Origin of the sequence: Kibdelosporangium aridum (genome assembly GCF_900176515.1) — a bacterium.
Lineage (GTDB): Bacteria > Actinomycetota > Actinomycetes > Mycobacteriales > Pseudonocardiaceae > Kibdelosporangium > Kibdelosporangium aridum.
In genome coordinates this window covers 90,383-115,997 of record NZ_FWXV01000012.1, presented here as the reverse complement: position 1 = coordinate 115,997, position 25,615 = coordinate 90,383, and the positions used below count along the sequence as shown (strand labels likewise).

At 65.4% G+C, this 25,615-nt stretch carries 20 protein-coding genes and 1 pseudogene; 10 read left to right on the top strand and 11 right to left on the bottom strand.

Annotated elements, in window-relative coordinates; all coding sequences use genetic code 11:
- The first annotated feature begins 49 nt into the window (after positions 1-49).
- Together B9C43_RS45560 and B9C43_RS45555 are read left to right on the top strand one after the other, a co-directional pair.
- Positions 50-487 carry a YdeI/OmpD-associated family protein gene (locus tag B9C43_RS45560; RefSeq protein ID WP_033387959.1) on the top strand — a complete coding sequence of 146 codons (438 nt, stop codon included), beginning with the start codon at positions 50-52 and terminating at the stop codon, positions 485-487.
- Between the two features lie 183 nt (positions 488-670).
- Complete coding sequence (locus tag B9C43_RS45555; RefSeq protein ID WP_084433583.1) at positions 671-2,428, top strand: FAD-dependent monooxygenase; 1,758 nt, start codon at positions 671-673, stop codon at positions 2,426-2,428.
- A gap of 127 nt (positions 2,429-2,555) precedes the next feature.
- On the opposite strand, the gene B9C43_RS45550 is transcribed toward B9C43_RS45555, so the two are convergent.
- The gene (locus B9C43_RS45550; protein WP_033387966.1) at positions 2,556-3,170 is read right to left on the bottom strand and encodes a mycothiol-dependent nitroreductase Rv2466c family protein; all 615 of its coding nucleotides are present in this window, start codon (positions 3,168-3,170) and stop codon (positions 2,556-2,558) included.
- Positions 3,163-4,614, bottom strand: coding sequence for a protoporphyrinogen oxidase (gene hemG / locus B9C43_RS45545; RefSeq protein WP_084433582.1), 1,452 nt, complete (start codon positions 4,612-4,614; stop codon positions 3,163-3,165). The genes B9C43_RS45550 and hemG overlap by 8 nt, the downstream gene beginning before the upstream one ends.
- A gap of 173 nt (positions 4,615-4,787) precedes the next feature.
- On the opposite strand from hemG, the pseudogene B9C43_RS60285 reads away from it, so the two are divergent.
- Positions 4,788-5,078, top strand: a pseudogene (locus tag B9C43_RS60285) (helix-turn-helix transcriptional regulator); the annotation flags it as partial.
- 764 nt (positions 5,079-5,842) lie between these two features.
- On the opposite strand, the gene B9C43_RS45535 reads toward B9C43_RS60285, so the two are convergent.
- Positions 5,843-6,808 carry a ParB N-terminal domain-containing protein gene (locus tag B9C43_RS45535; protein ID WP_200825998.1) on the bottom strand — a complete coding sequence of 322 codons (966 nt, stop codon included), beginning with the start codon at positions 6,806-6,808 and terminating at the stop codon, positions 5,843-5,845.
- 394 nt (positions 6,809-7,202) lie between these two features.
- On the opposite strand from B9C43_RS45535, the gene B9C43_RS45530 reads away from it, so the two are divergent.
- A complete protein-coding gene (locus B9C43_RS45530; RefSeq protein ID WP_084433579.1) occupies positions 7,203-7,592 on the top strand; it encodes a VOC family protein in 390 nt (129 codons plus the stop codon).
- Between the two features lie 55 nt (positions 7,593-7,647).
- Here B9C43_RS45530 and B9C43_RS45525 read toward each other — a convergent pair whose 3' ends face one another.
- A complete protein-coding gene (locus B9C43_RS45525; RefSeq protein ID WP_084433578.1) occupies positions 7,648-9,477 on the bottom strand; it encodes an endonuclease/exonuclease/phosphatase family protein in 1,830 nt (609 codons plus the stop codon).
- Positions 9,478-9,640: 163 nt separating this feature from the next.
- Positions 9,641-10,999, bottom strand: coding sequence for an NDP-hexose 2,3-dehydratase family protein (locus B9C43_RS45520; protein WP_200825997.1), 1,359 nt, complete (start codon positions 10,997-10,999; stop codon positions 9,641-9,643).
- A 253-nt stretch (positions 11,000-11,252) separates the two neighbouring features.
- Between B9C43_RS45520 and B9C43_RS45515 the strand changes: the two genes are divergently transcribed.
- Positions 11,253-12,569 (top strand): activator-dependent family glycosyltransferase, encoded by a 1,317-nt coding sequence (locus tag B9C43_RS45515; RefSeq protein ID WP_084433576.1) that lies wholly within the window; start codon positions 11,253-11,255, stop codon positions 12,567-12,569.
- A 62-nt stretch (positions 12,570-12,631) separates the two neighbouring features.
- On the opposite strand, the gene B9C43_RS45510 is transcribed toward B9C43_RS45515, so the two are convergent.
- Complete coding sequence (locus tag B9C43_RS45510) at positions 12,632-13,840, bottom strand: nucleotide disphospho-sugar-binding domain-containing protein (RefSeq protein ID WP_033392091.1); 1,209 nt, start codon at positions 13,838-13,840, stop codon at positions 12,632-12,634.
- 257 nt (positions 13,841-14,097) lie between these two features.
- Here B9C43_RS45510 and B9C43_RS45505 point away from each other — a divergent pair, with 257 nt between their 5' ends.
- A complete protein-coding gene (locus B9C43_RS45505) occupies positions 14,098-15,000 on the top strand; it encodes a putative sugar O-methyltransferase (protein ID WP_084433575.1) in 903 nt (300 codons plus the stop codon).
- Between the two features lie 271 nt (positions 15,001-15,271).
- On the opposite strand, the gene B9C43_RS45500 is transcribed toward B9C43_RS45505, so the two are convergent.
- From B9C43_RS45500 to B9C43_RS45490, 3 genes are all read right to left on the bottom strand, one after another.
- The gene (locus B9C43_RS45500) at positions 15,272-16,255 is read right to left on the bottom strand and encodes an NAD-dependent epimerase/dehydratase family protein (protein ID WP_084433574.1); all 984 of its coding nucleotides are present in this window, start codon (positions 16,253-16,255) and stop codon (positions 15,272-15,274) included.
- Entirely contained in the window at positions 16,252-17,598 is a 1,347-nt protein-coding gene (locus B9C43_RS45495; RefSeq protein WP_084433573.1) for a nucleotide sugar dehydrogenase, read from the bottom strand. The genes B9C43_RS45500 and B9C43_RS45495 overlap by 4 nt, the downstream gene beginning before the upstream one ends.
- Before the next feature lie 61 nt (positions 17,599-17,659).
- Entirely contained in the window at positions 17,660-18,205 is a 546-nt protein-coding gene (locus B9C43_RS45490; protein WP_033392096.1) for an NUDIX hydrolase, read from the bottom strand.
- Between the two features lie 211 nt (positions 18,206-18,416).
- On the opposite strand from B9C43_RS45490, the gene B9C43_RS45485 reads away from it, so the two are divergent.
- From B9C43_RS45485 to B9C43_RS45470, 4 genes are read left to right on the top strand one after another with little or no spacing between them, the layout of a single operon-like run.
- Positions 18,417-19,415 (top strand): NAD-dependent epimerase/dehydratase, encoded by a 999-nt coding sequence (locus B9C43_RS45485; RefSeq protein WP_084433572.1) that lies wholly within the window; start codon positions 18,417-18,419, stop codon positions 19,413-19,415.
- Complete coding sequence (locus tag B9C43_RS45480) at positions 19,402-20,124, top strand: class I SAM-dependent methyltransferase (RefSeq protein WP_084433571.1); 723 nt, start codon at positions 19,402-19,404, stop codon at positions 20,122-20,124. Before B9C43_RS45485 ends, B9C43_RS45480 begins: the two co-directional genes overlap by 14 nt.
- On the top strand, positions 20,121-21,248 hold the full coding sequence (locus B9C43_RS45475) for a DegT/DnrJ/EryC1/StrS family aminotransferase (RefSeq protein WP_084433570.1): 1,128 nt from the start codon (positions 20,121-20,123) through the stop codon (positions 21,246-21,248). Before B9C43_RS45480 ends, B9C43_RS45475 begins: the two co-directional genes overlap by 4 nt.
- A 10-nt stretch (positions 21,249-21,258) precedes the next feature.
- On the top strand, positions 21,259-21,873 hold the full coding sequence (locus B9C43_RS45470) for a dTDP-4-dehydrorhamnose 3,5-epimerase family protein (RefSeq protein ID WP_084433569.1): 615 nt from the start codon (positions 21,259-21,261) through the stop codon (positions 21,871-21,873).
- A 275-nt stretch (positions 21,874-22,148) separates the two neighbouring features.
- Here the strand turns inward: B9C43_RS45470 and B9C43_RS45465 are convergent, their stop codons facing one another.
- Entirely contained in the window at positions 22,149-23,891 is a 1,743-nt protein-coding gene (locus B9C43_RS45465; RefSeq protein WP_084433568.1) for an ABC transporter ATP-binding protein, read from the bottom strand.
- Entirely contained in the window at positions 23,888-25,609 is a 1,722-nt protein-coding gene (locus B9C43_RS45460; protein WP_084433837.1) for an ABC transporter ATP-binding protein, read from the bottom strand. Before B9C43_RS45460 ends, B9C43_RS45465 begins: the two co-directional genes overlap by 4 nt.
- Positions 25,610-25,615 lie beyond the last annotated feature (6 nt).

Sequence of the window (25,615 nt, the reverse complement as noted above, 5' to 3'; positions counted from 1 at the left end):
TCCCGGTATCATCGCCTGCGGCGAGCTGACGAGACGGCGGGAGCAGAGTATGAAGTTTCGGTCCACTGTCGAGCCTCCTGAGCCCATGAAGGGGTTGGAAGTCCCGGAGAAGGTGATCGAGGCGCTCGGCGAGGGCAAGCGGCCACGGGTGACCGTCACGATCAACGGGCATTCGTGGCAGACCAGGATCGCTGTGTTCGGTGGCCGCTACCTGATCGGTCTGTCCAACGCCAACCGCAAGGCCGCCGGGGTCGAGATCGGCGACAAGATCCAGGTCGACGTCGAGATCAACAACGCGCCCCGTGCCGAGCTGGTCGAGCCGGAGGACCTCGCGGCCGCGCTGAACGCCGATCCGGCCGCCCGCGCCGCGTTCGACAAGTTGTCGTACAGCAACAAGTTCAACCACGTGCAGCAGGTGGACAGCGCGAAGAAGCCCGAGACACGCCAGCGGCGGATCGAGAAAGTCCTCGCTGAACTGAAGGGCTGACGTTTCCGCGAAAAATGAGTGCCCAGAATCGGTGTTCGCCGATTCTGGGCACTTTTGTGTCTCGTACCGGATCCACCCGTCCTTGACCGGGACTGCAGTGGCCTTTGCCAGGCTGATTTCAGCAATCGCCTTCTCGGCGGCATTTCTTCAGTGGCCCAGACAAGATCAACCTTGAGGACGGACATGGGAGCAGTCGAGGTACCGGTTCTGATCGTGGGCGGCGGTGGATGCGGTCTTGCCGCTTCCGTTTTCTTGTCTGACCACGGCGTCGGCCACCTGCTGGTGGAGCGGCACGCGGACACGTCGATAATTCCGAAGGCGCATTACCTCAACCAGCGCACAATGGAGATCTTCCGCCAGCACGGCGTGCACGAGGCGGTGATCGAGCAGGGCGCGTCGCTTGAACTGTTCGGCAAGCTGCGCTGGCTGACCACGATCGCCGGTGACGCGCCGATGGACGCGCAGCTGATCCACGAAATGGACGCTTTCGGTGGCGGTTCGCTGCGCGAGACGTACGCCGCGGCCGGGCCGCTGCTGCCCGTCAAGCTGCCTCAGGTGCGGCTCGAGCCGATCCTGCGCAAGCGTGCGGACCAAAGCAATCCAGGGCAGATCCTGTTCGGCCACAACCTGACCTCGTTCACTGATCATGGCGACCACGTCACCGCCGAGGTCCAGAACATCGAGACCGGCGAGACCACCACGGTCAAGGCGCAGTACATGATTGCTGCCGACGGCGGCCGCACGGTCGGCGCCGCGCTGGGCGTGCAGATGGAAGGCCTGAAGGCACTGCTGCGCGTCACAACCGCGTACTTCAGCGCGGATCTGTCGAAGTGGTGGCAGGAAGGCACGCTGCTGACCCACTTCGTCAACCCGTACCACCCGGACCTGTCGAGCAACCTCATCGAGATGGGGCCGACGTGGGGGAAGGGGTGCGAGGAATGGGTTCTGCACCTCCCGCCGAGCGACCCGTCCGAATTGGACGAGGCGACGGTGATCGGCCGGATCCGTGAAGTCCTTGGCCTGCCGGACTTGGAGGTCGCCCTGCACCACGTGACGAACTGGACGGTGGAGGCGTTGGTCGCCGACCGCTTCCGGGTCGGCCGGGTGCTGCTGGCCGGCGACGCCGCGCACCGCCAGCCGCCGACCGTCGGCCTTGGCCTCAACAGCGGGATCCAGGACGCGCACAACCTCGCGTGGAAGCTGGCTGCGGTCATCAACGGTCGTGCGGACGACAGCCTGCTCGACACGTACGAGGCGGAGCGACGGCCCGTCTGCCAGCACAACGTCGACTGGGCGGTGTCCGCGGCGTCCCACCACCAGTCCATCCTCGAGGCGATCGGCCTCGGCCCGCACACGCCTCCGCAGCGCCGGGAACGGGCGTTCGCGGCGTTCTTCGACCCTTCGCCAATCGGTGACGTCGTGCGCGCACGGACATCGGAGATCCTCGACACCCACCGCGCCGGGGCCCAGGCACACGACCTGGAAATCGGCTTCGCATACGAGCAGGGCGCTGTCATCCCCGACGGCAGCCAACCTCCGCCCCGTACGCCCATGCGCGACGTGTACCACCCCACCACCCGGCCTGGGCACGTACTGCCGCACGCGTGGGTCGAACGAGATGGCCAGCGCTTGTCGACCCACGACATCACCGGCACAGGAACCAGCTTCGCGCTGTTCACCGGCCCGGACGGGGCAGCGTGGCGGGAAGCGGCAGCACAGGTGGCCGAGAAGTTCTCGGTTCCGATCGTGGTCGCCCAGGTCGGCGCGGAGCTGGTTGATGTCGATGGCAGGTGGGGGAACGTCCGCGAGATCGCCGACGACGGTGCCATCCTGGTACGCCCGGACAACCATGTGGCGTGGCGGAGTCTGGCTGGCAGCGAGCATCCGGCGACCGTCCTGGCCAACGTGATGTCCCGCATCCTGGACCACAACGCCGCCTGACCGGCCGACGAAATCCGCGTACCCGGCTTGGGGTACGCGGATTTCCTGTGTGGCAGACAAAGCAATTTGTACGTGGCAAATAAAGCTAAACGGCCGGGACAAGCATCCCGGCCGTTTCCCCTTGGCGTCAGTCGAAGACCGGTTGCCGGTCTCGAGTACGTTTGAGCTCGTAGAAGCCTTCCGTTTCGGCGACCAGACGCACGCCGTCCCACAGCTTCGCTGCTGCTTCACCACGCGGGATCGGCGTCACCACAGGCCCGAACAACGCCGTTCCCGCCACGGCGATCACCGGCGTGCCGACTTCGTAGCCGACCCGGTCCATCGCGTCGCGGTGTGACTCACGCAGCGCCTCGTCGTATTCCGTGGTGTCCATGGCGTCGGCCAGGTCGGGGTCCAGGCCCGCTGCTTCCAGCGCTGCCTCGATGGTCGCCCGGTCCCGTGGCGCTTTCTCGTGGTGGAATCGGATGCCCAGCTCGGTGTAGAGCGGGCCGAGCACGTCCGGGCCGTACTTCTGTTCCGCGGCAATGCACACTCGCACCGGGCCCCAGGCTTTGTCGATCACTTCCCGGTATCTCGGCGGGATGTCGCGTCCCTCGTTGAGGATGGCGAGGCTCATGACGTGCCAGCGGGTGCTGACCGGCCGCACCCGCTCCACCTCGTGCATCCAGCGTGACGCGCTCCACGCCCACGGGCACTGCGGATCGAACCAGAAGTCGACCTGTGCCGGGCTGTCCTCAGACAACTTCCACCTTCCCGTTCAGCGAGGTGAGCACCTGGTCGACCGCCTTCTGTGCGGTGGCCACACATGTGGCGACGCCCACGCCGTCGTAAGCGGCGCCGCAGATCGCGAGCCCTGGCTGGTCTGCCACCGAGGCCCGGATCCGGGCCACTCGGTCCAGGTGGCCGACGGTGTACTGCGGCATCGCGTTCTCCCAGCGGGTCACCTGGGTTCCCACCGGCTTACCGGCGACACCAGTGGCCTCGGCGAGTTCGGCCGCTGCCTGTGCGGCGAGCTCGGCGTCGTCACGCTCCAGCTGTTTCTCGTCGCCCTTACGGCCGATCGCGCAGCGCACGATCTCCACTTCGCCAGCCAGGTGCGGCCACTTCACGCTGGAGAACGTGACTTCCTGGACCAGTCGCCCGTCCACTGCTGGCACCATGTAGCCGCTACGGCCCACTTCGGCGAGCGAAACAGGGAACGCGTCACGCGGGTAGGCGAACGTGATGACCCCGATGGTGGCGTACTCGATTTCGGCAAGCCCTGCCACGGCTTGCGAGACACCCGTCACGCCAGACAACAACTTGCCCGCTGGGCCGGCGGGAACAGCGACGATCACGGCATCCGCGTCGATGTATTCCGGAGCGGCGGCGGAACCCACGGTCAGCCGCCAACCCTTCCCGGTGCGCGCGAGCTCCCGCACAGTGGTGTTGGTTCGCAGCGCCGCGCCTTTTGCTGAGGCCGCGTCCGAGAGAACCTTCGGCAACGTGCCGATTCCGCCGAGCAGAGTGGAAATGCCCGGCGGACGCTTCTTCCCGTTCGGCAGCGGTTGCGGCATCAGCGTGCTGGCGGCCTTGGCGAGCGACGCGTGCTTCTTCGTCGCGCGGGCCAAGGTCGGCAACGCGGCCTCGAACGACAACTCCTCGGAACGGCCGGAATACACACCGCCCAGCCAAGGATCGACGAGGCGGTCCACGACTTCTTGGCCGAGCCGCCTGCCGACGAACTCCGCGACCGAGATGTCCCCATTGCGTTCAGCAGGCGGCAGTTCGAGGTCCTTGAGTGCCCTGGCCGCACCCTCGCTGGTCAGCACGCCGGACTTGGCCAGTTCGTCCAAATCGGACGGCACACCCATGTGCTGGCTGGGCAGCGGCCGCATCTCGCCGCGTGACCAGATTCCGCGGGAAATGGTGCCTGCCGACGTGAGCTGGTCGTCCAGCCCGGCTTCCGCGATCATTCCGGTTCCCTTGGCACGCGGGGCATATGTCGAATCGGCGCCCACGTCGACGGCGACGCCTGCCACGTCGGCCATGGCCAGCTTGCCGCCGACCCTGGACGAGCCCTCGATGACCGTCACCCGAACCGGCTTGTCTCGAAGGAAGAACGCCGCGGCCAGCCCGGCGATGCCGCCCCCGACGATGGCCACATGCGGCGTTGCGTGTGTTCGACTGTGTCCGTTGTCCGCCATTTCCGCCTGCTCCTTTGTGGATACACGGGTGTGGTAGCAGTCTGCCGGGGCATCCCATAATCTCGGTCGAGCGCGGATGGACCCCTTGATTGCCAAGGGGATAGCACTACTTGAGCCGACCGCGACACGCAGGGGTCACCCTGGTGGTTGAAATTAACCGTGATGAGGTGGGTATGGATAGTGCAGTCGAGAGAGCGATCGGGCTCATGTGGGAGCGCTACAGTGAGCCGTTGTCGCTCACTGACATCGCGCTGCCGTTGAGCCGCTCGTACTTCGCCCGCCTGTTCCGGGACACGGTCGGGGTGACGCCAGGCCGATTTCTGGCGGCCGTTCGGATATTCCAGGCCAAGCAGTTGCTGGTGGACTCGTCGTTGAGCGTGACGGACGTATCGTTCGCGGTGGGGTACAACAGTTTGGGGTCGTTCACCAACGGCTTCACCACGAGTGTCGGTGTTTCTCCCGGTCGGTTCCGCCGGTTGGCCCGCAGTGGCGAGTTCACTGTAGACAGTCAGCGACCGAAGCCCGGTACGGGATTAGGTGCGGTGGCTGGGACGGTCAGCCTGCCGGAAGGCTTGGGAAACGCCCGGGTGTTCGTGGGCGCTTTCCCGACGCCGGTGGTGCAGTACCCATCATTCGGTGGCGTGATCCTGGATGTCCCGTCCGGTCGCCCCACCTGCTATCACCTGTCGGACGTCCCCGAAGGCACCTGGTTCGTGCACGCGGTTGCGGTGGCCGACGGGTTCGGGCCGGTCCCGTGGACGGACCGAACCTCGCTGATCGGCCGGCGCGACGCGGTGACGGTGACCGCGGACAGTGTGACGAGTGCGGCGATGAGGTTGCGGCGGGTGCGATTGGTGGATCCGCCGGTGTTGTTGGCGTTGCCTGTTCTGGAGCCTCCGCCTGCTTTGGCGGCGGGTGGTGGGTGTCCAGTCATCGGGCCGCGTTCGGCGCCGGTGTCGTCGGGGTTGTGACGGCACGGCGCGGCGGGTGTTGTGGGTACGGCTGGTTGGTGTCCGGTGATCGGGTCGCGTTCGGCGCCGGTGTCCCCAGGGCTGTGACCGCACGGCTCCGCCGATGCGGCCATGCGGTCCCAGCGGTTGTCACTGTGCCGTTGTTACTGCGTGGTTGTTACTGCGTGGTGATCGCTGTGTGTCCCAGCGAGTGTCCCCAGTGCTCCCCAGCGAAGTCTTTCCCCAGTGCCCCCGGTGTTCCCTGTGGTGTGCCCCGGTCATGCGCCGAGTGTTTTGTGTTCTGCTTGTTTGAGTCGTTCGGCGAATTGGCTCCATTCTTTGGAGATGTTGTCGGCGATGGGTGCGATGGTGGACAGCCAGTGGCTTGGCAGGGTGGTGATGAAGGTCCGCCATTTCTCAGGGTTGCCGGCGTGGTGCGCCATCCACTGCAGGAATTCTTTGCCGCCGGTGGTGTAGCGGATGGTCGGGTCTTTGGCGATCGTCGTCGCTACGTCGGCCCACGTAACCGGCGTGTCGACATGATTCTTGCGCCGCAACGGCACGCTGGTGATGGCGGCCGGTTGTGGCGTGGCTTCCGGGGTTCGGGTGGCCTTGTTTGGCTGTGCGGTGCGGTTTCCGTTGCGTTCGGGGCTGATGCCGCGGCGCAGGCGGTTGCAGACGTCGTGGACGGTGCCGAGTGAGACGTCGGTTTCTCTGGCGACTTGGCGTAAGGGTGCGTTGGGGTTGTTTTTGATGTATTCGGCGGCGCGTCGTCGTCCTTCGCAGGCGGTGACGGGGCGGCGGCGTCCGTCACGCCCAAGACGTTTGCTGTTGTCGGGCGTGGCGACGCGAGTACGAAGCGAGGCAATGGTTTTCGCCGACAGCCCGGTGATGCTGGCGATGGCGCGGTCGGACCAGTCGGGGTGGTCGGTCAACACGCGGGTCGCACCGGCCAGCCGGTCGTTCTTGGTCAGTGGCAGGCCATGGGAGGTGTTGGCTTCCATGGCGATGACGAGTGCTTCGGAGTCGGAACAGTCCACGAACCGCGCCGGGATGGTCTGATCACCCCGCTGTCGCGCGGCTTCGAGGCGGTGCAGACCGTCGATGACCCGGCAACCCTCTTGCTGGACAAGGATCGGCGGCAACTCCGTGGAACTGGCCGCCTCGATCAACAGCTGGACGTGCGTGGCATTGGTTCCGGCCTGCCGCAGGTGTAAGCCGGGGGATAACGCGGCGACAGGCACGTGCCGGACGGGCAGTTTGTCGAACCTGGCGGTGTCTTTCGCCGCTGAACCGCCGAAGTCGCCGGTGATCAAGACGGCCCGGCTGGTCTGGTGGGTCATCTAGGTGCGCTCCTCTCCGCTGACAGACCCGACAGAGCCTGGCCGGGGCGACTCCAGCCGCAGTCGAGACCGGGTAGACCTGCGTTGACACCCTTTGGCCTGGAAATGCCCTCCAATTGGCTGCCGCGCAATTCGAGAACGGCCCTTTGGCCTATCCCCGAATGGGGGATCCGGTTGAACACGCGCGTCCGGTTGCTCGGTGCTAGGCTCCGGCCGCGCGAGGGAAAATGCTTGGCAAGTATCGGTAACGCTGATTTCCCGCAGTTGCACGTCGAGAACACGAGGGAGATAACCAGTGTCATTGCAGGCAACCGTCATCATGCTCGGCGTGAAGGACGTCGACCGTGCCAAGAAGTTCTACGTCGAAGGCATGGGAGCCACGATCGTGCAGGACTTCCCCGGATTCGCCCGGGCCAGCCTTGGCGGCGGTTCCTCGGACATCGCGCTCTACGAATGGGAAGCGGCCGCACAGGACGCGGGTGTCTCCCCGGAGGGATCCGGGTTCCGCGGCGTTTCGTTCCACTACATAACCGACACCCGCGAAGAGGTCGACGAGACGCTGCGCACCGCGGAAGCCGCGGGCGCCAAGGTGGTCAAGGCGGCGCAGGCGGTCGAGTGGGGCGGGTACGACGCCTGGTTCAGCGACCCGGACGGCTACCTGTGGAAGCTCGCCACGGAGGCCTGAGGCCGACGCGCGAACGTCCCTCCCCCGAACTGCCGGGGGAGGGACGTTCGCGCGTTCAGTGCATGTCGACGCGGACCAGAGTCGGGTCGTGATCGCTTGTCTGCTCAACGAATTCGGAGTTCACGTGCACCACGTCGAAGTCGTGCGGGCGGGCGAACATGCTGCCCGACAGCAGGATGTGGTCGAGCACCTGTGAGTTGCCGTCGAGCACGTACGTGTAGCGCTCGGGCAGCGGCAGGTGTGCGGGCAGGTCTTTCATCCCGGTGCGTGAGGTGAGTGCCTGCAACGGCGGCGACCACGGGAAGTCGTTGAGGTCACCGGCGACCACCACGTACGCGTCCGGGTCGATGGCTTGGATCTGCCGGACGAAGTCGGCCACGATCGTCGCCTGTGCCACGCGCTGGTTCTCGGTGATCAGCGCGGGTGGCTGGTAGCGGCCGAACAGCGGCTGGTCAACGTCCCATGCGGACGCCAGGCTCGCGCCTTCGGCCGGGTACCGGCTCGCCACGCCGCCTTTGGAGATCCAGTGGTTGGCGATGACGAAAACCCGCTTGCCGCACCAGGTGAACTCGCCGACCAACGGCTTGCGGTTGTTGATGAAGGCCGGGTTGTTCGGGTCGATCCGGCCAGGGCTCAGCGTCAGCTGCGGCTTGCCGCCGACGTTCGTCACCGCGGTGGGTGTCGTGGCATCGGCGCCCGGCCGGTCGACGAAGTTCAGCCCGCGGTCCGTCCGGAACAGGAAGCCGACCCGGATGTTGCCTTCGGCCCAAGCACCGTCGGCCTTGTCCTGCGGGAAAACCGCGCGCCACTGGTACGCCGGACCACCGGCGGCACTGATGGCGGCCGTGAGCCGGGCAACGGTCTGGTCGTCGGCGACCGTACCGTCGTCGGCGCCACCGCTGTTGTCCTGCAACTCTTCCACGTTGATCAGGTCAGGTGACCTGAGGTTGTGCACGATGACCGCGGCCAGCTTGTCGAAGTCGGCCTGCGGGTTGGTCGCGGACAGGTTCTCCGAATTGAGCGTGGCGATCGCCAGCTCGTCGCGCCTCGACGCCCGCGTGATCTCCTTTGCCGGGCCGTCCGCCACGCGCACCGGCGACGCGGTGACGACCAGCTTGAAGTTGTTGAAGTTGTAGTCGAGCACGCCGATCACCGGGCCGGCGAAGTGATCGCCGACGTTCACCTTGGGCGTCGCCGCGATCGTGGGGTCGAGCATGATCCGCTCGGGGTTGAGATCCGTTGGGCGGACGACGATTCCGCCACGCCGGGTCCGTTCGCCCGCGCCCGCGCCGTCGCGGGCCAGTACCGGGATCTCGCCGAAGGGACTGGTCGGGCCGACGGCCACGGGGTCGTCCAGCCGCAGGCGCATGCCCTCGAGCGACTCCCAGAAGTCGAGACCGTTCTTGGCCGGGTCGAAGGTCCCGGACGTCTCGACGTCGCCGTTGGTGCCCTCCTTGATGACCGACTTCGGCGGACGGCGGTCATGGCCGATCACGGTGACAGGCAACGGGTTTCCGCTGGAGACGACCCGGATGGCCGGGTTGACGATCTGCGTGGTGGTGAGGTTCGCCTCGATGTTGTTGGGGCGGAACTCCTGCACCGCGCCGGTCACCGTGACCGCGTCGCCCGTGGCGACCGTCGGCTGGGTCCCGGTGCGGACGAACAGGCCCTCGGACGTCGCCGGGTTGTTGTCCCGCTGCGGGTCCTCGAACCAGAAGCCGGTGGACGTCAGTGCCGTCACAACGCCCGGCACGTCGGTGACCGATTGGCCGTTCAGCGGCGACAAGTGCGCCGGTTTTTGGATGTCGTGAATGCGTAAACCGGTGGCTGCGGCCGGTGGCGCGACGACAGCGCCCCCGGCCAGCACCGCGACAACCGCGGCCATGAATACTCGTTTCCCCGTCACACTGACCTCCACTCGGACGAATGTGCTGGATTCATACCCAGGCCGGTAGGGAATGGTCAATGTGGCGGGGAATGAGCATTGAACGGTATCGATGTCAAGAAATTCAATCGCGGATTCGGCGCAGTTGAACGCGCCGGAATGGTCAGATGCCCGCGTAGTTGAGCGCTGCGAGCAAGGTCCTGGCCTGCACGTTGACGTACCGGCTGTGCCCGGCCAGCCAGCTCAGCTGGCCAGGGGTGACCCAGTGGTATCCGGCTGGGGCCTCGGTGGGGGTCGTCGACTCGTCGGTCTCGACGATCATGTAGCGGCTCTCGGCGTACAGGAACCGGCCGCCCTCCTCCGAATGCACTGCCTCGTAACGGATTCGCTCCGGAGCGGCGTTCAACATCAGACCGAGGAACGGCGGGCGCTGCTCCGCGGGCAGATGCATGTAGTTCGCCGGTACATATTGGACAGTCGGGCCCAGCTCGGCCGTGTCGAGGAAGCCGCCTTCGACGCGGGCGTGCACGAGCACGTGCGGCACACCGTCGAAAGTGCGGTACGCGAACCCGACGATCCCCGGAGCGACCGGTTCGAGCAGCGGCTGGGTCCAGCTGGGCACCTCGCGGTTGCTGGCCGCCTCGATGGAAACCCCGACCACCCGGAAGAACTTGTCATCGGGGCGGTGCACCGAGTGCGTCCCGCGGCGCCAGCCCTGCGTCTGGTTCAGCGGTATGCAGCGGGCCTGGATGTCTTGGCCCGCCCGTTGATCGGTGAACCAGGACAGCAGGTCGTTGTCGGACGACAGCGCCGTGCGTTCGGGGTGCGTCATCGGCGCGCTGGCCAGCACAGTGCGGGCGTCCATGTTCACCACGTTGTCGTGCCGCAGCAATTCGCCGAGCTGCCCGAGGGTGAACCAGCGGAAGTCCTCGTCCTGCGGCACGTCACCGTGCACTTCGACGATCATGTTGCGGTTGCGCTTGTGGTAGAACCACGCGCCGTGCTCGGACTGCAGGACGTCGGTGAGCACCTGGTCGCGATCCCGGTCGAGGAAATACTCGAGGTACTTCACGCCGGTTCCGCCGTGCACCTTCGTGTAGTTGCTGTGGGTGGCCTGCACGGTGGGGGACAGCTGCACCAGGTTCGGATTCCCCGGCTCCATCTTGGCCTGCAACAGGAAATGCAGCACCCCGTCGAACTCCTTGGCAAGGATGCCGAGAATGGCGATGTCCTGTTGCACGATGATCGGCTGCTGCCATTCGATGGACGGCCGGACGACGTGCAGGCCCTCGACCGAGAAGAACCGTCCGCTGCGGTGACTCAGATTGCCGGTGTCCGGGCTGAACGACCAGCCGTGCAGTTCCGTGAACGGGACCTGCCGGATCTGGGCCGTGCACACCTTCCGGCGTTCGGTCAGCCAGTCGAGCATTTCGGACGTCTTGATATCGGCGCCTTCGGTCGCTGCCGCTGATCGGGCAAGCCGTTCTTCGACGGCGATGGCACCGGACCGTGGTCTCAGCATTGCCCTGGTCACGATCGATCACCGGGATATCCGCAGCCCAGCCGTGGTCGAAGCATTTTATCTGACCATTCTCGTGAGGTGGGTGAGGTGTCGCCGCGGTGATGCTATGGGCCGCTGATCATTCCCGGCAAATGTTCGACTGCGGACTGGCAACCGTAAAGAACACGGGCGGGAGTTGCGCGGCGAAGATAAACCAGGAAAGGTCGAGTCGTCGCCTGCGAATTCACCTTAACCGAGCCCCGGGAGGTTTGGCGTGCGGGTCCTCATCGTCACGTTCCCTTGGAAGACGCACTTGTTCAATATGGTTCCGCTGGCGTGGTCGCTGCGTACGGCCGGGCACGAGGTGCGCGTGGCCAGCGAACCGGATTTGCTCGATGTCATCACCGGAACTGGGCTGACGGCGGTGAGCGTCGGTTCGGGCGAGGCTTTGCCGGAGCGCATTCGGCGAGCCTGGCGTGAGGGAACGCTCCCGCCCATCGAGGACGCGCCCCCGTTGGGCGAGCCCGCGCCGTTGTTCGACATCAGCCCTGATCGCGAACCGTTGAGCTGGCAACAGGTCAAGCGGATCTACGACACCCTGGTCGTTCCGCGTGCCCGGCTGTTCAACGACGCGATGATGGACGACCTGGTTGACGTGTGCCGGGAGTGGAAGCCGGATCTGGTGCTGTGGAACGCAGTCACCTACGCGGGCGCGATAGCCGCGACCGCGGTGGGCGCGGTGCACGCCCGCCTGCTGTACTCGGTCGACGTCTACACCCGGATGCGTGAGGACTACCTGTACCGCATGGCGCAGCAGCCGGAGGCGGACCGCACCGACGGGTTGAAAGACTGGGTGTCGGGCCACGCCGAGCGGCACGGCGTCGAGTTCTCCGAGGATCTGATCAACGGGCACTTCACGATCGACCCGTTGCCGGAACCGTTCCGGCTCGAGCACCGGCTCACCTCGCTGCCCATGCAGTTCGTCCCGCACAACGGGAAAGCTGTCGTACCGCGCTGGATCGAGGAAAAACCGAAGGCGCCACGGGTGCTGATGACCTTCGGTGTCTCGGCCAACGACTGGCCGGAGCTGTTCGTGTTCGGGGTCGAGCAGATGCAGGCGATTCTCGACGCGGTGGCCGACTTGGAGATGGAGCTGGTCGTCACCTTGCCGAAGGACTTCCAGGCGCAGTTGCAGCGGGTGCCGGACAACACCCGGCTCGAGGAGTTCGTGCCGCTCTCGGCGATCATGCCGACCTGCTCGGCAGTCCTGCACCACGGCGGGGCCGGGTCCTTCGGCACCGCGATGCGGTACGGCGTTCCGCAGATGATGATCAGCCAGGCGTTGGACGCGCCGCTGAAGTTCAAGTACATCGACAAGAGCGGAATCGGTGTGTGGCTCAAGCCGGAGGACGCGGACGCGGCCGGAGTCCGGGCCGGGCTGGTGAAGCTGCTGCGGGACGACTCCTACCGGAAGAACGCTGAACGGCTTGGCCAGGAAGTGATGAGCATGCCGAGCCCCAACGAGCTGGTGCACACGATCGAGAACCTGGTCGCCGACCACCGCGCCGGTGCCGTGCCCGCGACACGCTGATCCAGAAACAACAACGACGATCGCCTGGCAAAGGCGATCGTTGTTGTTGTTGTTGTTACTGATTAAAGCGTTTCCATCATCCGCGCGATCTCGGCCGGCGCCGGAAGCGCGGCGATTTCCTTGGCGAGAGCCTGTGCCTGCTGGGCGTACCCCGGGTTGGCGAGGATCTCCCGGCTGCCGGCCGCGACCACGTCGACCGCGTTCTGATCGGACCCTTCCCGCGGCGGCTCAACCGAAGGAGCGGCACCGAAATCTGCCAGAGCCTGAGCGACTGTGTTGGCACGGGCCGATTCGGGCATGATCAGCTGCGGTACGCCCGCGGCCATCAGCGTCATGACCGTGGCACCACCGCCGTGGTTCACCGCCACATCGCAAGTGGGGGCGACCACGTCCAACGGGATCCAGCCGATGCGGACGTCACCCAGTTCCGCGCCGAACTCCTTGGCTGCGGCCTCAGGCGCGGCGATCAGCACTTCGGCTCCCGCGTCGGCCAGTTGATCCACCAGGTTGCGCATGGAGCTGCCCGGGGTCTTCAGCATGAGCGTGCGGGTTCCGCCGGTGATCAGCACGCGGCGGCGGTCCTTGGGCCGCGTGTACATCCATGGCTCAAGGCGGCGTTGACGGTTGCCCGGGATCCAGCGCATCGGCTGCGTGTTCGCCGGCAGCGCGGACGGCCGCAGCGACGGCGGGCAGACGTCGATGGTCATCGCGGCTTGCGGAAGTCCTGTCAGGCCAAGGCGTTCCAGTTCGGGCCGGAGTTCCTCGGTCGCGCCGATGTCATGGTCCGTGGTCGGCACGATGTCCGAACTCTGCCGCACGTAAGGGACTCCGAGCCGCGTGGCGAGCAAACCGGCGGCGTAGGTGACCAAGCCGCCGACGACCACATCGGGCCGCCAGTCCTTCGTCAACTCCAGCAACGGATCCATTCCGGCGAGGGCCATCCTGGCGAAGCCCCGGCCGACACCCTGCATGCTCCGCGGACCACCGCCGGGGCCACCACGACCAGGCCCGCCGCGACCGGGAGGACCGCCGCCGGGCCGCCCCTGCGGTGGGCCACCGGGACCGTTGCCAGCGCGACCGGCCATGATGAAGTGCCCGATCGACTCGGTCTCGAAGGCGACGGCAGGCAACCCGGCCCCTTCCGCGGCCGCGATCTGCGGCTCGTTGACCGCGAGCAGGACTTCGTGACCCGCGTTTCGAACGGCCGTCGCGAGTGGCGCGACGGCAAAGACGCTCGCCTCGCTACCGACGCCGATGAACAAGAATTTCATGGCAATTCGTGTGCTTCCCGTGAGATGGTCGATTACACGAACCGAGGCCTTGACGCAACCCCCTCAATACGTATGGCCTCTTACTATGCCGCAGGCGGACTTTCGGTGTCAACGCACCGATTTCGCGTGTTCTTGTCCGTTATGGTGAGCCGCCGGAAAACGATATAGTGATTTCCTGACGGCGTCGTAATCCGGCGTTCGACTGGCCCGTGTGCGCAGTTGAACGCACCCACTTCTCTGGCGAAAGAAGAATTGCGATGGCACAGAAATATCAGGCGAGCCGGCAATGGGAACTGATCAACCAGTTCTGGGTCACCGACGACGCGGCCATCGATCTGGCGAACTTCAAATCCGACCGCCGCAACCACAAGGTCTCGCTGTGGGACCCGGCGACGAACGGAGTCCGCTACCTGAAGTCGTTGATCTACAACCTGGCGGCGCGGCTGGGACCGGACGACTGGGCGAGGCTGTCCCGCACGCCCAACCGCGAAGTGGGCAATCCTTTCGCGGTGAAGTGGGAAGGCCAGAGCGTCTGCCTCGACTACCTGCAGGCGACGATTGAACTGGGGTTCATCGAGCGGAACCTCGACCTGCGCGGCGCCAACGTCCTGGAGATCGGGGCGGGTTACGGCCGGACGTGCCACACGCTGCTGTCGAATAATGACGTGGCCGGCTACTGCATCATCGACCTGAAGACGACGATGGAGTTGAGCCGGAAGTACCTGCGGACAGTGCTGGACGACGAGCAGTTCGCCAAGATCAGCTGGGTGACCGTCGACGAGGTGGACATCGCGCTGAGCTCGCGGCGGTTCGACCTGTGCGTCAACATCGACTCGTTCGCCGAGATGGACCCGGAGACGGTACGCGGCTACCAGGCGCAGATCGACCAGACGTGCACGGCTTTCTACACCAAGAATCCCGTCGGGAAGTACCTGGACGGCAGCCTCGACGGAAGTTCCGAGCGCTCTGAGACGGTGGTGAGCGCGCTGGAGACGGGTTTGTTGCGGCAGGTGCTCGACATTCACGACAGTGCGGCCGTCCGGGCGGCTGTGCCCACTTTCATCTCGGCATATCAGCCGGACGACGAGTGGCGTTGTGTGGCCGACGAGTGGGCTGCGCCGTGGAGTCACTACTGGCAGGCGCTGTACAAGAAAGACTGAAAGGCACGCCCGGGACGGACAAACCCCGTCCGTCCCGGGCAGAACGCGGGTCATTCCTCGGCGGCACTGCGGCGGCGAAGCCATTTGGTCAACTGGACCGTGAGCGCGACAAGTGCCAGCCTCAGCTGTGATCCGTCGTTCTTTGCCGACATGTGATCACGGCATGCGGCGGAAATCCCATTGAAAAGGCGCTCCTGACCAAAGTGCACGTACGTCGCACATTGCTGTTCAGGAGCGCCTTTCAGCCATTCGGCACGCTTTCCGCCGGGAGCTACACGGCGCCGCTGTCGGGCAGCGCGAGCCACCAAGAGCTCTCGCGCGCCCACGCGATCGTCGCCGCGATGCCGTCCCGCAAACTCGTCGTCGGCCGCCAGCCGAGGATGTCGCCTGCCTTGGTGTTGTCCGGAATCCGGCGAGCCAGGTCCTCGTAGACCTTCCCGAGCTTGGCCCGCGTGTCGACGTTGACGATCTCCGCGTCGGAGTTCGACAACTTCGCGATCAGGCTGACGGCCTCACCGACGGTCGTCTCCACCATCGACCCGATGTTGAACGCTTCCCCTGCCGACTTCGGGCTCGCCGCGGCCAGCAGCGTTCCCTCGATCGCATCGTCGACATAGGTGAAGCACCGAGTCTGCCGGCCTTCGTCATAGACCACCAAGGACAGTCCGTTGAGCGCCCGGTGCACCGACCGGCTCACGATGTACGCCGGACGTTGCCGAGGCCCGTACACGTTGAAGTACCGGATGATCGTGGCGTCCATGTCGTGCTGACGGGCGAACGCGAACGTGACGTGCTCGGCCAACGCCTTGCTGGAGGAGTAGACCCAGCGGTCCGCGGTGGTCGGGCCGAGCACCCGGTCACCGTCCTCCCGCCAAGGAACGGCCGGGTTCTTGCCGAAGACCTCGCTTGTGCTGGCGAGTACCACCTTGGCACCCGCCTGAGCAGCCAGTTCCAGCACGTTCCTCGTGCCGGTGAGCGTGGTGTCGATGACGTCGAGCGGCCGGGCCAGATACTGGTCGACGCCGACGACCGCGGCCAGGTGGTAGACCACGTCCACATCCGGGGTGATCGCCTTGGCGAGGCTGTCCTTGTCGCGGATGTCGCCCTTGACGAACTGCGCGTGCTTCCGCGCCAGCGCGTGGTGCTCAGGCGGCGGCACGCCGTCGAAGATCTTCACCTGGTCGCCCAGCGGGATCAGCTTCTCCACGAGGTGGCTGCCGATGAAACCGCAGCCGCCGGTCACCACCACGCTCATCGGCCGACTCCCCGGTAGACGTAGCCCAGCTCGCGCAGCGAGGCGATCTTCTCTTTCGAGTAGTAGGCCCGCCCGTCGAGCACCACACACGACTTGGCGACCGGCAGGGTGGCGAAGTCGATGTCCGCCAATTCCCGGTGCAGGGCGAGGATCGCGATGCAGTCCGCGTCCTTGACCGCCTCGGTCAGGCTTGCTGACGGCGTGATGCCGAACAGTTTCTCGGCAGGCTCGGCGTCCACGAGCGGGTCGAAGATCCGTACCTCGGCCGCGGCCTTCGCCAGTGCCGCCACCGCGGGTTGCGTTGGTGTGGCTCGTAGATCGCCTGTGTTGTTCTTGAAGGCAAGGCCCAGTACCGCGATCTTCGCCTTGGCGGGGTCCTTGCCCAGCGCCACCAACTCGTCGAGGGCGAGCTGCGCGGTGTACTCCGGCATGCCGGCGTTGACCTCACGGCTGGTCGACGCGGTCAGGATTTCCACACCGCGTTGCCGGGCCGTCCGCCACACCATCCAGGGGTCCTTGGTCAGGCACGAACCACCGACGCCGACACTGGGCAGCAGGATGTTGACGTTCCCGGCGCCCTTCTTGATCGTGTTGGCCGCGGCGATGACGTCCAGCACGTCCACTTCGAACAGTGCACAGAACTTGGCCAGCTCGTTGGCCAGCGCGATGTTCAGGTCGATCCACCAGTTGTCCGCCAGCTTGACGATCTCCGCGGCCTCCACTGTGTCCAGTGCGATCGTCTCGACGCCCAGTGCGCGGCGCCAGAACTCGGCGGCGTCGGCCGCGCTGTCCGCGTCCAGCCCACCGACCACGATCGGGAACGTGCGCAGCTCGTGGATCGCGGTGCCCTCGGCGAGTCGTTCGGGGGTGAAGGCGAGCCCGAAGTGCTCGCCCGCGGTCAACCCGCTTTTCTCAAGCAGGGGAAGCACAAGCGACCGCGTGGTGCCGGGTGGGACAGTGCTCTTGACCATGACCAGCTGGCCCTCGCGCAGGTGGCGGCTCAACTCCTGGCACGCGCCCCGCAGCTGGTCTTCGGCGAGGGAGCCGTCGTCGCGGATGGGCGTACCCACAGTCATCAGCACGACATCGGCGGTCTCGACGTCGGAGTAGTCGGTGTTCAGCCGGACTCGGCCGGCCGCGATGCCGCCGAGCAAGAGCTCGGTCAGCTCTGGTTCGCGGAACCGGCAGTAGTCGTTGTTCAGCTCTTTGATCAGTTCGGCATCGGTGTCGACGCCGATGATGTCGACGCCCCGCTCGGCCAGTGTCGCCGCGATGCAGGAACCGACATAGCCGAGTCCGACGATCGCCACCGTGAGGGGTTGGGTTGTGGACAGGAAACGCATCTGGGCTCCAAGGGAAAGAAAACCGAATCCGTTCCTCGTGATCGGTTCGAGTCAGCAGGTCCTACCGCGGCTTCTCGCGCGCAGCGCTGGCCAGGCACAGCTGGAGCAAGCCGACAACGCTTGCCCCGCCGACGATCTGACGTCGTGCGATCATGTCAGGCACGTCGGCAAGCGGGATCCATGAGATTCTGTCGGACTCGTGCGAATCAGCCGGGGGACCGATGTAGTCGGCGCCTTCTGCCACGAAGATGTGTTGCTCGGCACGGGCGATTCCGGCCATGGACTGGATATAGCCGAGTTCGGCGACGCTGTGCGGCCGCCACCCGGTTTCCTCCTCGGCCTCGCGCAGTGCGGCTTGCTCCGGCTTCTCGTCGGCCTCGACGGAGCCGCCGGGCAGTTCCCAGCCCCACGTGTCGGTGGTGATCCTGTGCCGCCACAACATGAGTACGCGATCCGCGTTGTCCAGTACGGCAACGGCCACCGACGGGTGCAGGCGGATCAGGTGGTGTTCGAATCGCGCACCGCCCGGTATTTCGACGTCGGAAAGGAACAACTCCATCCACTTGCTGCCGTAAACCAAGCGCTCACCGTGCACTGTCCAACGCATGAAATGAGACTGTCCCAGAAGTCGCGGTACACACAACCATTCATTCAGCAGTCGAACGAGTACCGAACCGGACCGTGTTCGTGTGTGGACGTCGCGCAGTTGAACGTACCGCGGCACTCGAAGATGCGCCGGGGGACAGCCGAGTGCCATGCTCGACAGGCGGCGCGGCGGCGCCGATTCTTGGTACGGCGCCTGAACGAAGAGGACTTCGATGAGCAAGCCGGTAGTCAGTGTGCTCGGAGCATCCGGATATATGGGTTCTGTCCTCATAGGATTTCTCGCGGACCTGCCTGTCCGGCTGCGCGCGGTCGCCCGCAGGCGCAGCCCGGTCCCTGACCGGTCAGTGGCCGAGATCGAGGTGTGCACCGCGGATCTCACCGATTCCGGACGCCTCGCCGAGGCCGTCGCGGACGCGGACGTCATTTTCCATTTGTGCAAGCACAGTGGCGGTTGGCGTGACGCCGAGCGGGACCCGGACAGCGAGCGGATAAACGTCGGCGTGATGCGTGACCTCGTGGAGATCCTGCGCGGACGGCGTTCCGGTGGAGCGGCTCCGTTGGTGGTCACTGCGGCGACGACCTCACAGATCGGTCGTCCGCCGGACTATCCGATGGACGGCAGCGAGCCGGATCGGCCAGAGACCGAGTACGACCGCCAGAAGCTCGCCGCCGAGCGATTGTTGAAGACTGCCACGGATGAAGGCGTGCTGCGGGGCGTAAGCCTCAGGCTGCCGACGATTTTCGGCCAGAGCCCACGGTCACGAGTGCCCGACCAAGGCGTCGTGTCCACAATGGTCCGACGGGCGCTGGCAGGCGAACCGCTGACAATGTGGCACGACGGCACAGTCAAACGCGATCTCATCTATGTGGAGGACTTGGCCGAGGCCTTCATTGCCGTGATGCGGCGTCCGGACCCACTGGCCGGGCGTCACTGGGTGGTCGGCACCGGCCGTCACGACGAGCTGGCAACAGTCTTCCGGACTGTCGCGGAATCCGTTGCGGCGCATACCGGAAAGCCCGCGGTGCCGGTGACTTCCGTGCAGCCGCCCGCGCATGCGCCGGTCATTGATTTCCTGAGCGTGATGATCGACCCCGTGCCGTTCCAGCTCGCCTCGGGGTGGTGCGCGCGAACGCAGCTGCACGACGCCGTGGACCGCACTGTGAAAGCCATGCTCGACAAGGCAGGAGAGGAGTCAAGTGTACGGACGTGATCTCGCCGAAATTCACGACGACGTCAACAGCCGTCGGGGAAAGAACTATCGGTCGGAAACCGAGTACATCACCGAAGTGATCCGCGCCCGCCAGCCGGGAGCGCGCTCGCTGCTGGACGTCGGATGCGGGGCGGGCGGGCACCTCGTGCACTTCGTCGAACACTTCGACCACGTCGAAGGGCTCGAACTGTCCGAGGACATGCTGGGCGTCGCGCGGTCCAAGCTGCCCGGTTCGCCGATGCACCAGGGCGACATGCGTGCCTTCGACCTCGAGAGCCGGTTCGACGCCGTCGTCTGCCTCTTCGGGTCGATCGGCCACACCTGGAACGACGACGAGCTGCGCGGAACACTGGAGTGCTTCCGGCGGCACCTCACCGATGGGGGAGTGGTCGTTGTCGAGCCGTGGTGGTTCTTCGAGAAGTTCATCGACGGCTACGTCAACGGTGACGTCGTCAAGACCGGGGAGCGGACCATCGCGCGTGTCTCGCACACGGTGCGCTCCGGGGACGTCTCGACCATGAACGTGCACTTCCTGGTCGCGGATGCGGCCGGGTCGAAGCACTTCGTCGAGACGTACAAGCACAAGTTGTTCACTCGCGAGAAGTACGAGGCGGCCTTCGTCGCGGCGGGCTTCGATGTGGAGTACATCGAGGACGTTCAGGGCGGCCGCGGGATCTTCGTCGGTGTTGTCGGGAAGGGACGATCGTGACCATTCGTGTCTGGGACTATCTGGCCGAGTACGAGAACGAGCATGATGACATCATCGACGCGGTCGAGAAGGTGTTCCGTTCCGGCAACTTGATGCTGGGTGCGAGCGTGCGCGGGTTCGAGGAGGAATTCGCCGCGTGGCATGGGATCCCGCACTGCGTTGGCGTGGACAACGGCACGAACGCGATCAAGCTCGGCCTGCAGGCGATGGGTATCGGCCCGGGCGACGAGGTGATCACCGTCTCGAACACGGCGGCGCCGACCGTGGTCGCGATCGATGGTGTGGGTGCCAAACCCGTCTTCGTCGACGTCCGCGAGGAGGACTTCCTCATGGACACCACACAGGTGGAAGCGGCCATCACCGACAAGACCCGCTGCCTGCTGCCGGTGCACCTCTACGGGCAGTGTGTCGACATGCGACCGTTGCGCGAGCTCGCGGCCAAGCACAACCTGCTGGTCATGGAGGACTGCGCCCAGGCGCACGGCGCACGGCAGAACGGCAAGCTCGCCGGGACGATGAGCGACGCCGCGGCGTTTTCCTTCTACCCGACCAAGGTCCTTGGTGCCTACGGCGACGGCGGTGCCACGATCACCGCGAACAAGGACATCGCGCGGAGGTTGGCGCGGCTGCGTTACTACGGCATGGACAACCACTGGGGCGAGCAGAAGCGCTACTACGTGGTGGAGACGCCGGGCCATAACAGCAGGCTCGACGAGGTGCACGCCGAGATCCTGCGCCGCAAGCTGACTCGGCTCGACAAGTACATCGAGGACCGGCGTGCCATCGCGCAGCGGTACGTCGAAGCGCTGAGCGACACCGAGATCAAGCTCCCGCGGACGGCTGAGAACAACGAGCACGTCTACTACATCTATGTGGTCAGGCACCCGCGCCGGGACGAGATCCTTGAGCGGCTGAAGTCCTACGACATCGAGCTCAACATCAGCTACCCGTGGCCGGTGCACACCATGACCGGCTTCGCGCACCTCGGGTACGAGGAAGGTTCGCTGCCGGTCACCGAGAAGCTGGCCAAGGAGATCTTCTCGCTGCCGATGTACCCGTCACTGTCGTTCGATCTGCAGGACAAGATCATCAGTGCCCTCCGCGAGGTCCTCAACACACTCTGAGGGAGTTCAGATGAAGGTGGAAAAGCTCGCGGTCGCCGGTGCGCTGAAATTCACGCCGACGGTGTTCCCTGACGAGCGCGGCGTGTTCGTGTCCCCGTTCCAGGAGCACGCGTTCGTCGAGGCGTACGGCGCCCCGCTGTTCCCAGTGGCGCAGACGAACCACAGCAGGTCCAAGCGGGGCGTGGTGCGGGGGATCCACTACACGGTCACGCCTCCTGGTGCGGCGAAGTACGTGTACTGCGCGGCTGGGGAGGCGATCGACATAGTTGTCGACATCCGGGTGGGGTCGCCGACCTTCGGCAAGTGGGATGCCGTCGTGGTGAACCCGCAGGAGTTCAACGCGGTGTACCTGCCGGTCGGTGTCGGCCACTGCTTCATCGTGCTCAAGGACGACACCGTGATGTCGTACATGCTCTCCGGCGAGTACGTCGTGTCGCATGAGTTGGCGTTGGATGCCTTCGATCCGGAGTTGGGGCTGCCTATTCCCGCGGATATTGAGCCGATCGTGTCGCCTCGGGACACGGTTGCTCCGAAGCTGGCTGAGGTGGCTGCGGCGGGTGAGTTGCCGGACTATCACGAGTGTTTGGCTATTGAGAAGGAGCTGATGAGCAGGAGCATCGGCTGAGGGGTACGTGGGAAGCGGCGCCATTCGGAAGAGTGGCGCCGCTTTGGTTTGTGCTGATCGCGACGGTTGTCGCTGGAATGGCTGCGCTGCCATGTCTGCGCTGCCATGTCTGTGCCGCGACGGTTGTCGCCATGATGGCTGCACCGTGATGTCTGGGCCGTGACCTCTATGCCGCGACGTTTGCCCTGCGCTGTGCCCACCACGGCGCTCGGGGATGGGCTGGTTTTCGCTTTGTGTTGTCCTGCAAGGTGCAAGGCCTCCTTTCAGGCCTTCTGTCAGGCCTTGGTGAATTGGGCGGCGTGTAGTTCGGCGTAGAAGCCGTTCGCTGCAAGGAGTTCCTGGTGTGTTCCCTGCTCGACTATGCGGCCCTCACGCATCACGAGGATCTTGTCGGCGTCTCTGATTGTCGACAGCCTGTGCGCGATCACGAAGCTCGTGCGTCCTTGTCGAAGTGAGCTCATTGCTTGCTGGACAAGCATTTCTGTGCGGGTGTCCACCGAGCTGGTTGCCTCGTCCAGCACCAGGACGGCCGGGTCGATCAGGAATGCGCGGGCGATGGTGATCAGTTGGCGTTCACCCGCGCTGAGGCCACCGTTGTTCTCGTCGATCATCGTGTCGTAGCCGTGGGGCAGGGTGCGGATCATGTGGTCGGCGTGCACGGCCTGTGCTGCTGCGGTGATCTGGTCACGGGATGCGTTTGGGCAGCCGAAGGCGATGTTCTCGGCAATTGTGCCGTGGAACAGCCACGTGTCCTGGAGGACCATGCCGATGTGGCGGCGTGCTTGTTCCCTTGGCATCGCGGCGATGTCGTGGCCGTCGATGGTTATCGTGCCGCTGTCCAGGTCGTAGAACCTCAGCAGGAGGTTGACCAGTGTGGTCTTGCCTGCACCGGTCGGTCCGACGATCGCGATCGTCTGTCCCGGTTCGACCTCCAGTGACAGGTTCTCGATCAGGGGTTGGTCGTTGCGGTAGCGGAAGGTGACGTTGGAAAACGTGACTCGGCCGGTATGGCGGCCGGTCTGGGAGCTGCTTGCCGGATCAGGTTCCTGCTCTGTGGAGTCCAGCAGTTCGTAGACCCGTGCGGCCGACGCGATCGCCGACTGGGTTTGTCCCGCGAGCGTGGCCAGTCCGGTGAACAGGTAGCTGAACTGCATGACGTACGTGACGAACGCCTGGATCTCGCCGATCGACATGGTTTTCGCCGCGACCAGCAGGCCGCCCGCGACCGCGACCAGCACGTATGCCAGGTTGCCGAGGAAGAGCAAGGACGGGGCGATGAGGCCGGAGACGAACTGTGCCTTCGTACCCGCGGTGCGGACAGCTTCGTTGTGCCGGTCGAAGGTTTCGGTGGCCTCGTTCCACCTGCCGAACGCGGTGACCAGTTCGTGTCCGGTGTACATCTCCTCGATGTGGCCGTTGAGCCGGCCGGTGGCTGCCCATTGTTCGGTGAACTGTGGTTGGGCGCGTCGGCTCAGTCGCCTGGATATCCAGATCGTCAGTGGAACCGTCGTCAGCACGACGGCGGTCAGCAACGGGGAAATCACCACCATCATCGTCACCGTCCCGGCCAGCATCAGCAGCGATGCCAGCACCCGGTTGACGATTTGCTGCACGGTCTGGGCGACGTTGTCGACGTCGTTGGTGGCGCGTGACAACACTTCGCCTCGTGGTCGGCTGTCGAAGTAACGCAACGGAAGCCGGGACAGCTTGTGGCTGATCTGCGCGCGCATGGTGAACGCTGTCCGCTGCGTCAGCGTGGCGATCAACCGTCCCTGGACCAGCGTTGTGAGCCATGCCAGCAACCCGAGTGCCACAACCGCCATGAGCGGCCATAGCACTGCCGTGACGCCGTTGCTCAGGATTGTGTCTGTCGCGTGGCCTAATAACAGTGGGATGGTGGTTGATGCGGCGACCGTGATGACGTTGAGAGCAAGAACTCCGGCGGCGCGGGTGCGGTCGACGCGCATGCTGTTCAGCAGACGCCGTGTCGTGTGGCTGAAACCGGCCGGTGCGGTCATCTCATCTCCTGCGACTTGACGATCTCGGCGTAGACACGGCTTCCTGTGATCAGTTCCTCGTGCGTTCCGGCGGCGTCGACTCGTCCGCGGTCAAGCACCGTGATGTGGTCCGCGGCGCGGATAGTTGCCACTCGCTGGGAAACGATCACCTGAGTGGCGTCGCCGAGATGCTCAGCCAGTGCGGCACGAAGTGCGGCGTCGGTGGCGTTGTCAAGCGCGGAGAACGCGTCGTCGAATAGGTAGATCCGTGGCTTGGCCACCAATGCGCGTGCAATGGCCAGCAGTTGCCGCTGCCCGCCGGAGACTGTGCCGCCGCCTTGCCCGACGGGCGTGTTCAGGCCGGCCGGCATGGCGTTGACGAAGTCGCGGGCCTGGGCGATTTCCAAGGCACGCCACAGTTCGTCGTCGTCGGCGTCGGGGTTGCCGTAGCGCAGGTTGGAGCCAATCGTGCCGGAGAACAGGTAAGCGCGCTGCGTGACAAGGCAGACGGTGTTGGTCAGGGCGGAACGGTCCATGTCGCGTATGTCGACGCCGTCGATGAGCACCGCGCCGTCGTCCGCGTCCAGGAGCCTGGCTATCAGATTGATCAGCGTTGTCTTGCCACTGCCGGTCGAACCGACGATTCCGGTCGTCTGACCTGGTTTGGCGATCAGGTTGACGGTGCGCAGGACCGGATTCTCCGCGCCGGGATAGCGAAAGCTCACGTCTTTGACGTCCACGCGGCCTGCGGGCGTCACCAGTCGCGTGGGCGCCGCGGGGTCGTGAATGGTGGGACGGGTGTTCAGCACCTGCACGATCCGACCCGCGCTGACACGGGCCCGGGGTGCCTGCATGAACACGGTCCTGCCGAACATCACGGCGGAGAGGATCAGTTCGAGGTACCCGAGGAAGGCGATCAGCACGCCCGGTCTCAGGTCTCCGCCGCCGAGTCTGTCGGCGCCGAGCGCGATCACCGCGACGGCGGCCAAGTTCGCGACCAGCACCGCGGTGGCTCCGAAGAATGCCTGCCACCGCCCCACGCGCAGGGCGGCTGTCATCAGGTCGGTGTTGGCTGCGGCGAACCGTTCTTGCTCGTGATGGTCACGTCGGAACGCGCGGATCACCCGGACTCCGGTGATCTGCTCGCGCATCAGATGACCGGCCGTGTCGATGCGGTCCTGCATCGCTCGTGACGGAGGCGTCATCCGGCTGATGACGAGTGCCGTCGTGATGATCAGGACTGGAATGGCCACGGCAGGCACCACCGAGAGCGGCACGTCCTGGCGCATCGCCAGGACCAGGCCGCCCACGCCGATGAAGGGCGCGGTGAACAGCACGGTCAGCGTGGTGAACACCAGCTGCTGCACCTGTTGAACGTCGTTGGTGGTGCGGGTGATCAGTGACGGCGTGGTGAAGTGGCTCACCTCGCGGACGGAAAAGCCGCGTACGCGCTTGAACATCGCGCCGCGCAGTTCGTGGCCGACGTCCATGGCGACTCGGGCGCCGAGGTAGACCGACCAGATGGCGCTGCCGATCTGCACCGCGGCCGCGGCAAGCATGAGGCTGCCTTGGCCGAGGATGTAGCCGGTGTCGCCGTGCCGGATCCCGTTGTCGACGATGTCGGCGTTGATCGTCGGCAGGTAGAGCAAGCCAAGCGCTTGCACGAGTTGCAGACCGAGGATCGCCACGATGGTGCCGCGGTGTGGGCGCAGCCGTCCGCGCAGCAGGCTCAGTAACAGCAAAAT

What these genes read in the sequence shown, in the direction of transcription:
- B9C43_RS45560 (WP_033387959.1), top strand. Translation starts at nt 50, where the DNA reads ATGAAGTTTCGGTCCACTGTCGAGCCTCCTGAGCCCATGAAGGGGTTG.
- B9C43_RS45555 (WP_084433583.1), top strand. Translation starts at nt 671, where the DNA reads ATGGGAGCAGTCGAGGTACCGGTTCTGATCGTGGGCGGCGGTGGATGC.
- hemG (WP_084433582.1), bottom strand. Translation starts at nt 4,614, where the DNA reads ATGGCGGACAACGGACACAGTCGAACACACGCAACGCCGCATGTGGCC.
- B9C43_RS45525 (WP_084433578.1), bottom strand. Translation starts at nt 9,477, where the DNA reads ATGGCCGCGGTTGTCGCGGTGCTGGCCGGGGGCGCTGTCGTCGCGCCA.
- B9C43_RS45520 (WP_200825997.1), bottom strand. Translation starts at nt 10,999, where the DNA reads ATGCTGAGACCACGGTCCGGTGCCATCGCCGTCGAAGAACGGCTTGCC.
- B9C43_RS45510 (WP_033392091.1), bottom strand. Translation starts at nt 13,840, where the DNA reads ATGAAATTCTTGTTCATCGGCGTCGGTAGCGAGGCGAGCGTCTTTGCC.
- B9C43_RS45505 (WP_084433575.1), top strand. Translation starts at nt 14,098, where the DNA reads ATGGCACAGAAATATCAGGCGAGCCGGCAATGGGAACTGATCAACCAG.
- B9C43_RS45500 (WP_084433574.1), bottom strand. Translation starts at nt 16,255, where the DNA reads ATGAGCGTGGTGGTGACCGGCGGCTGCGGTTTCATCGGCAGCCACCTC.
- B9C43_RS45495 (WP_084433573.1), bottom strand. Translation starts at nt 17,598, where the DNA reads ATGCGTTTCCTGTCCACAACCCAACCCCTCACGGTGGCGATCGTCGGA.
- B9C43_RS45490 (WP_033392096.1), bottom strand. Translation starts at nt 18,205, where the DNA reads ATGCGTTGGACAGTGCACGGTGAGCGCTTGGTTTACGGCAGCAAGTGG.
- B9C43_RS45485 (WP_084433572.1), top strand. Translation starts at nt 18,417, where the DNA reads ATGAGCAAGCCGGTAGTCAGTGTGCTCGGAGCATCCGGATATATGGGT.
- B9C43_RS45470 (WP_084433569.1), top strand. Translation starts at nt 21,259, where the DNA reads ATGAAGGTGGAAAAGCTCGCGGTCGCCGGTGCGCTGAAATTCACGCCG.
- B9C43_RS45465 (WP_084433568.1), bottom strand. Translation starts at nt 23,891, where the DNA reads ATGACCGCACCGGCCGGTTTCAGCCACACGACACGGCGTCTGCTGAAC.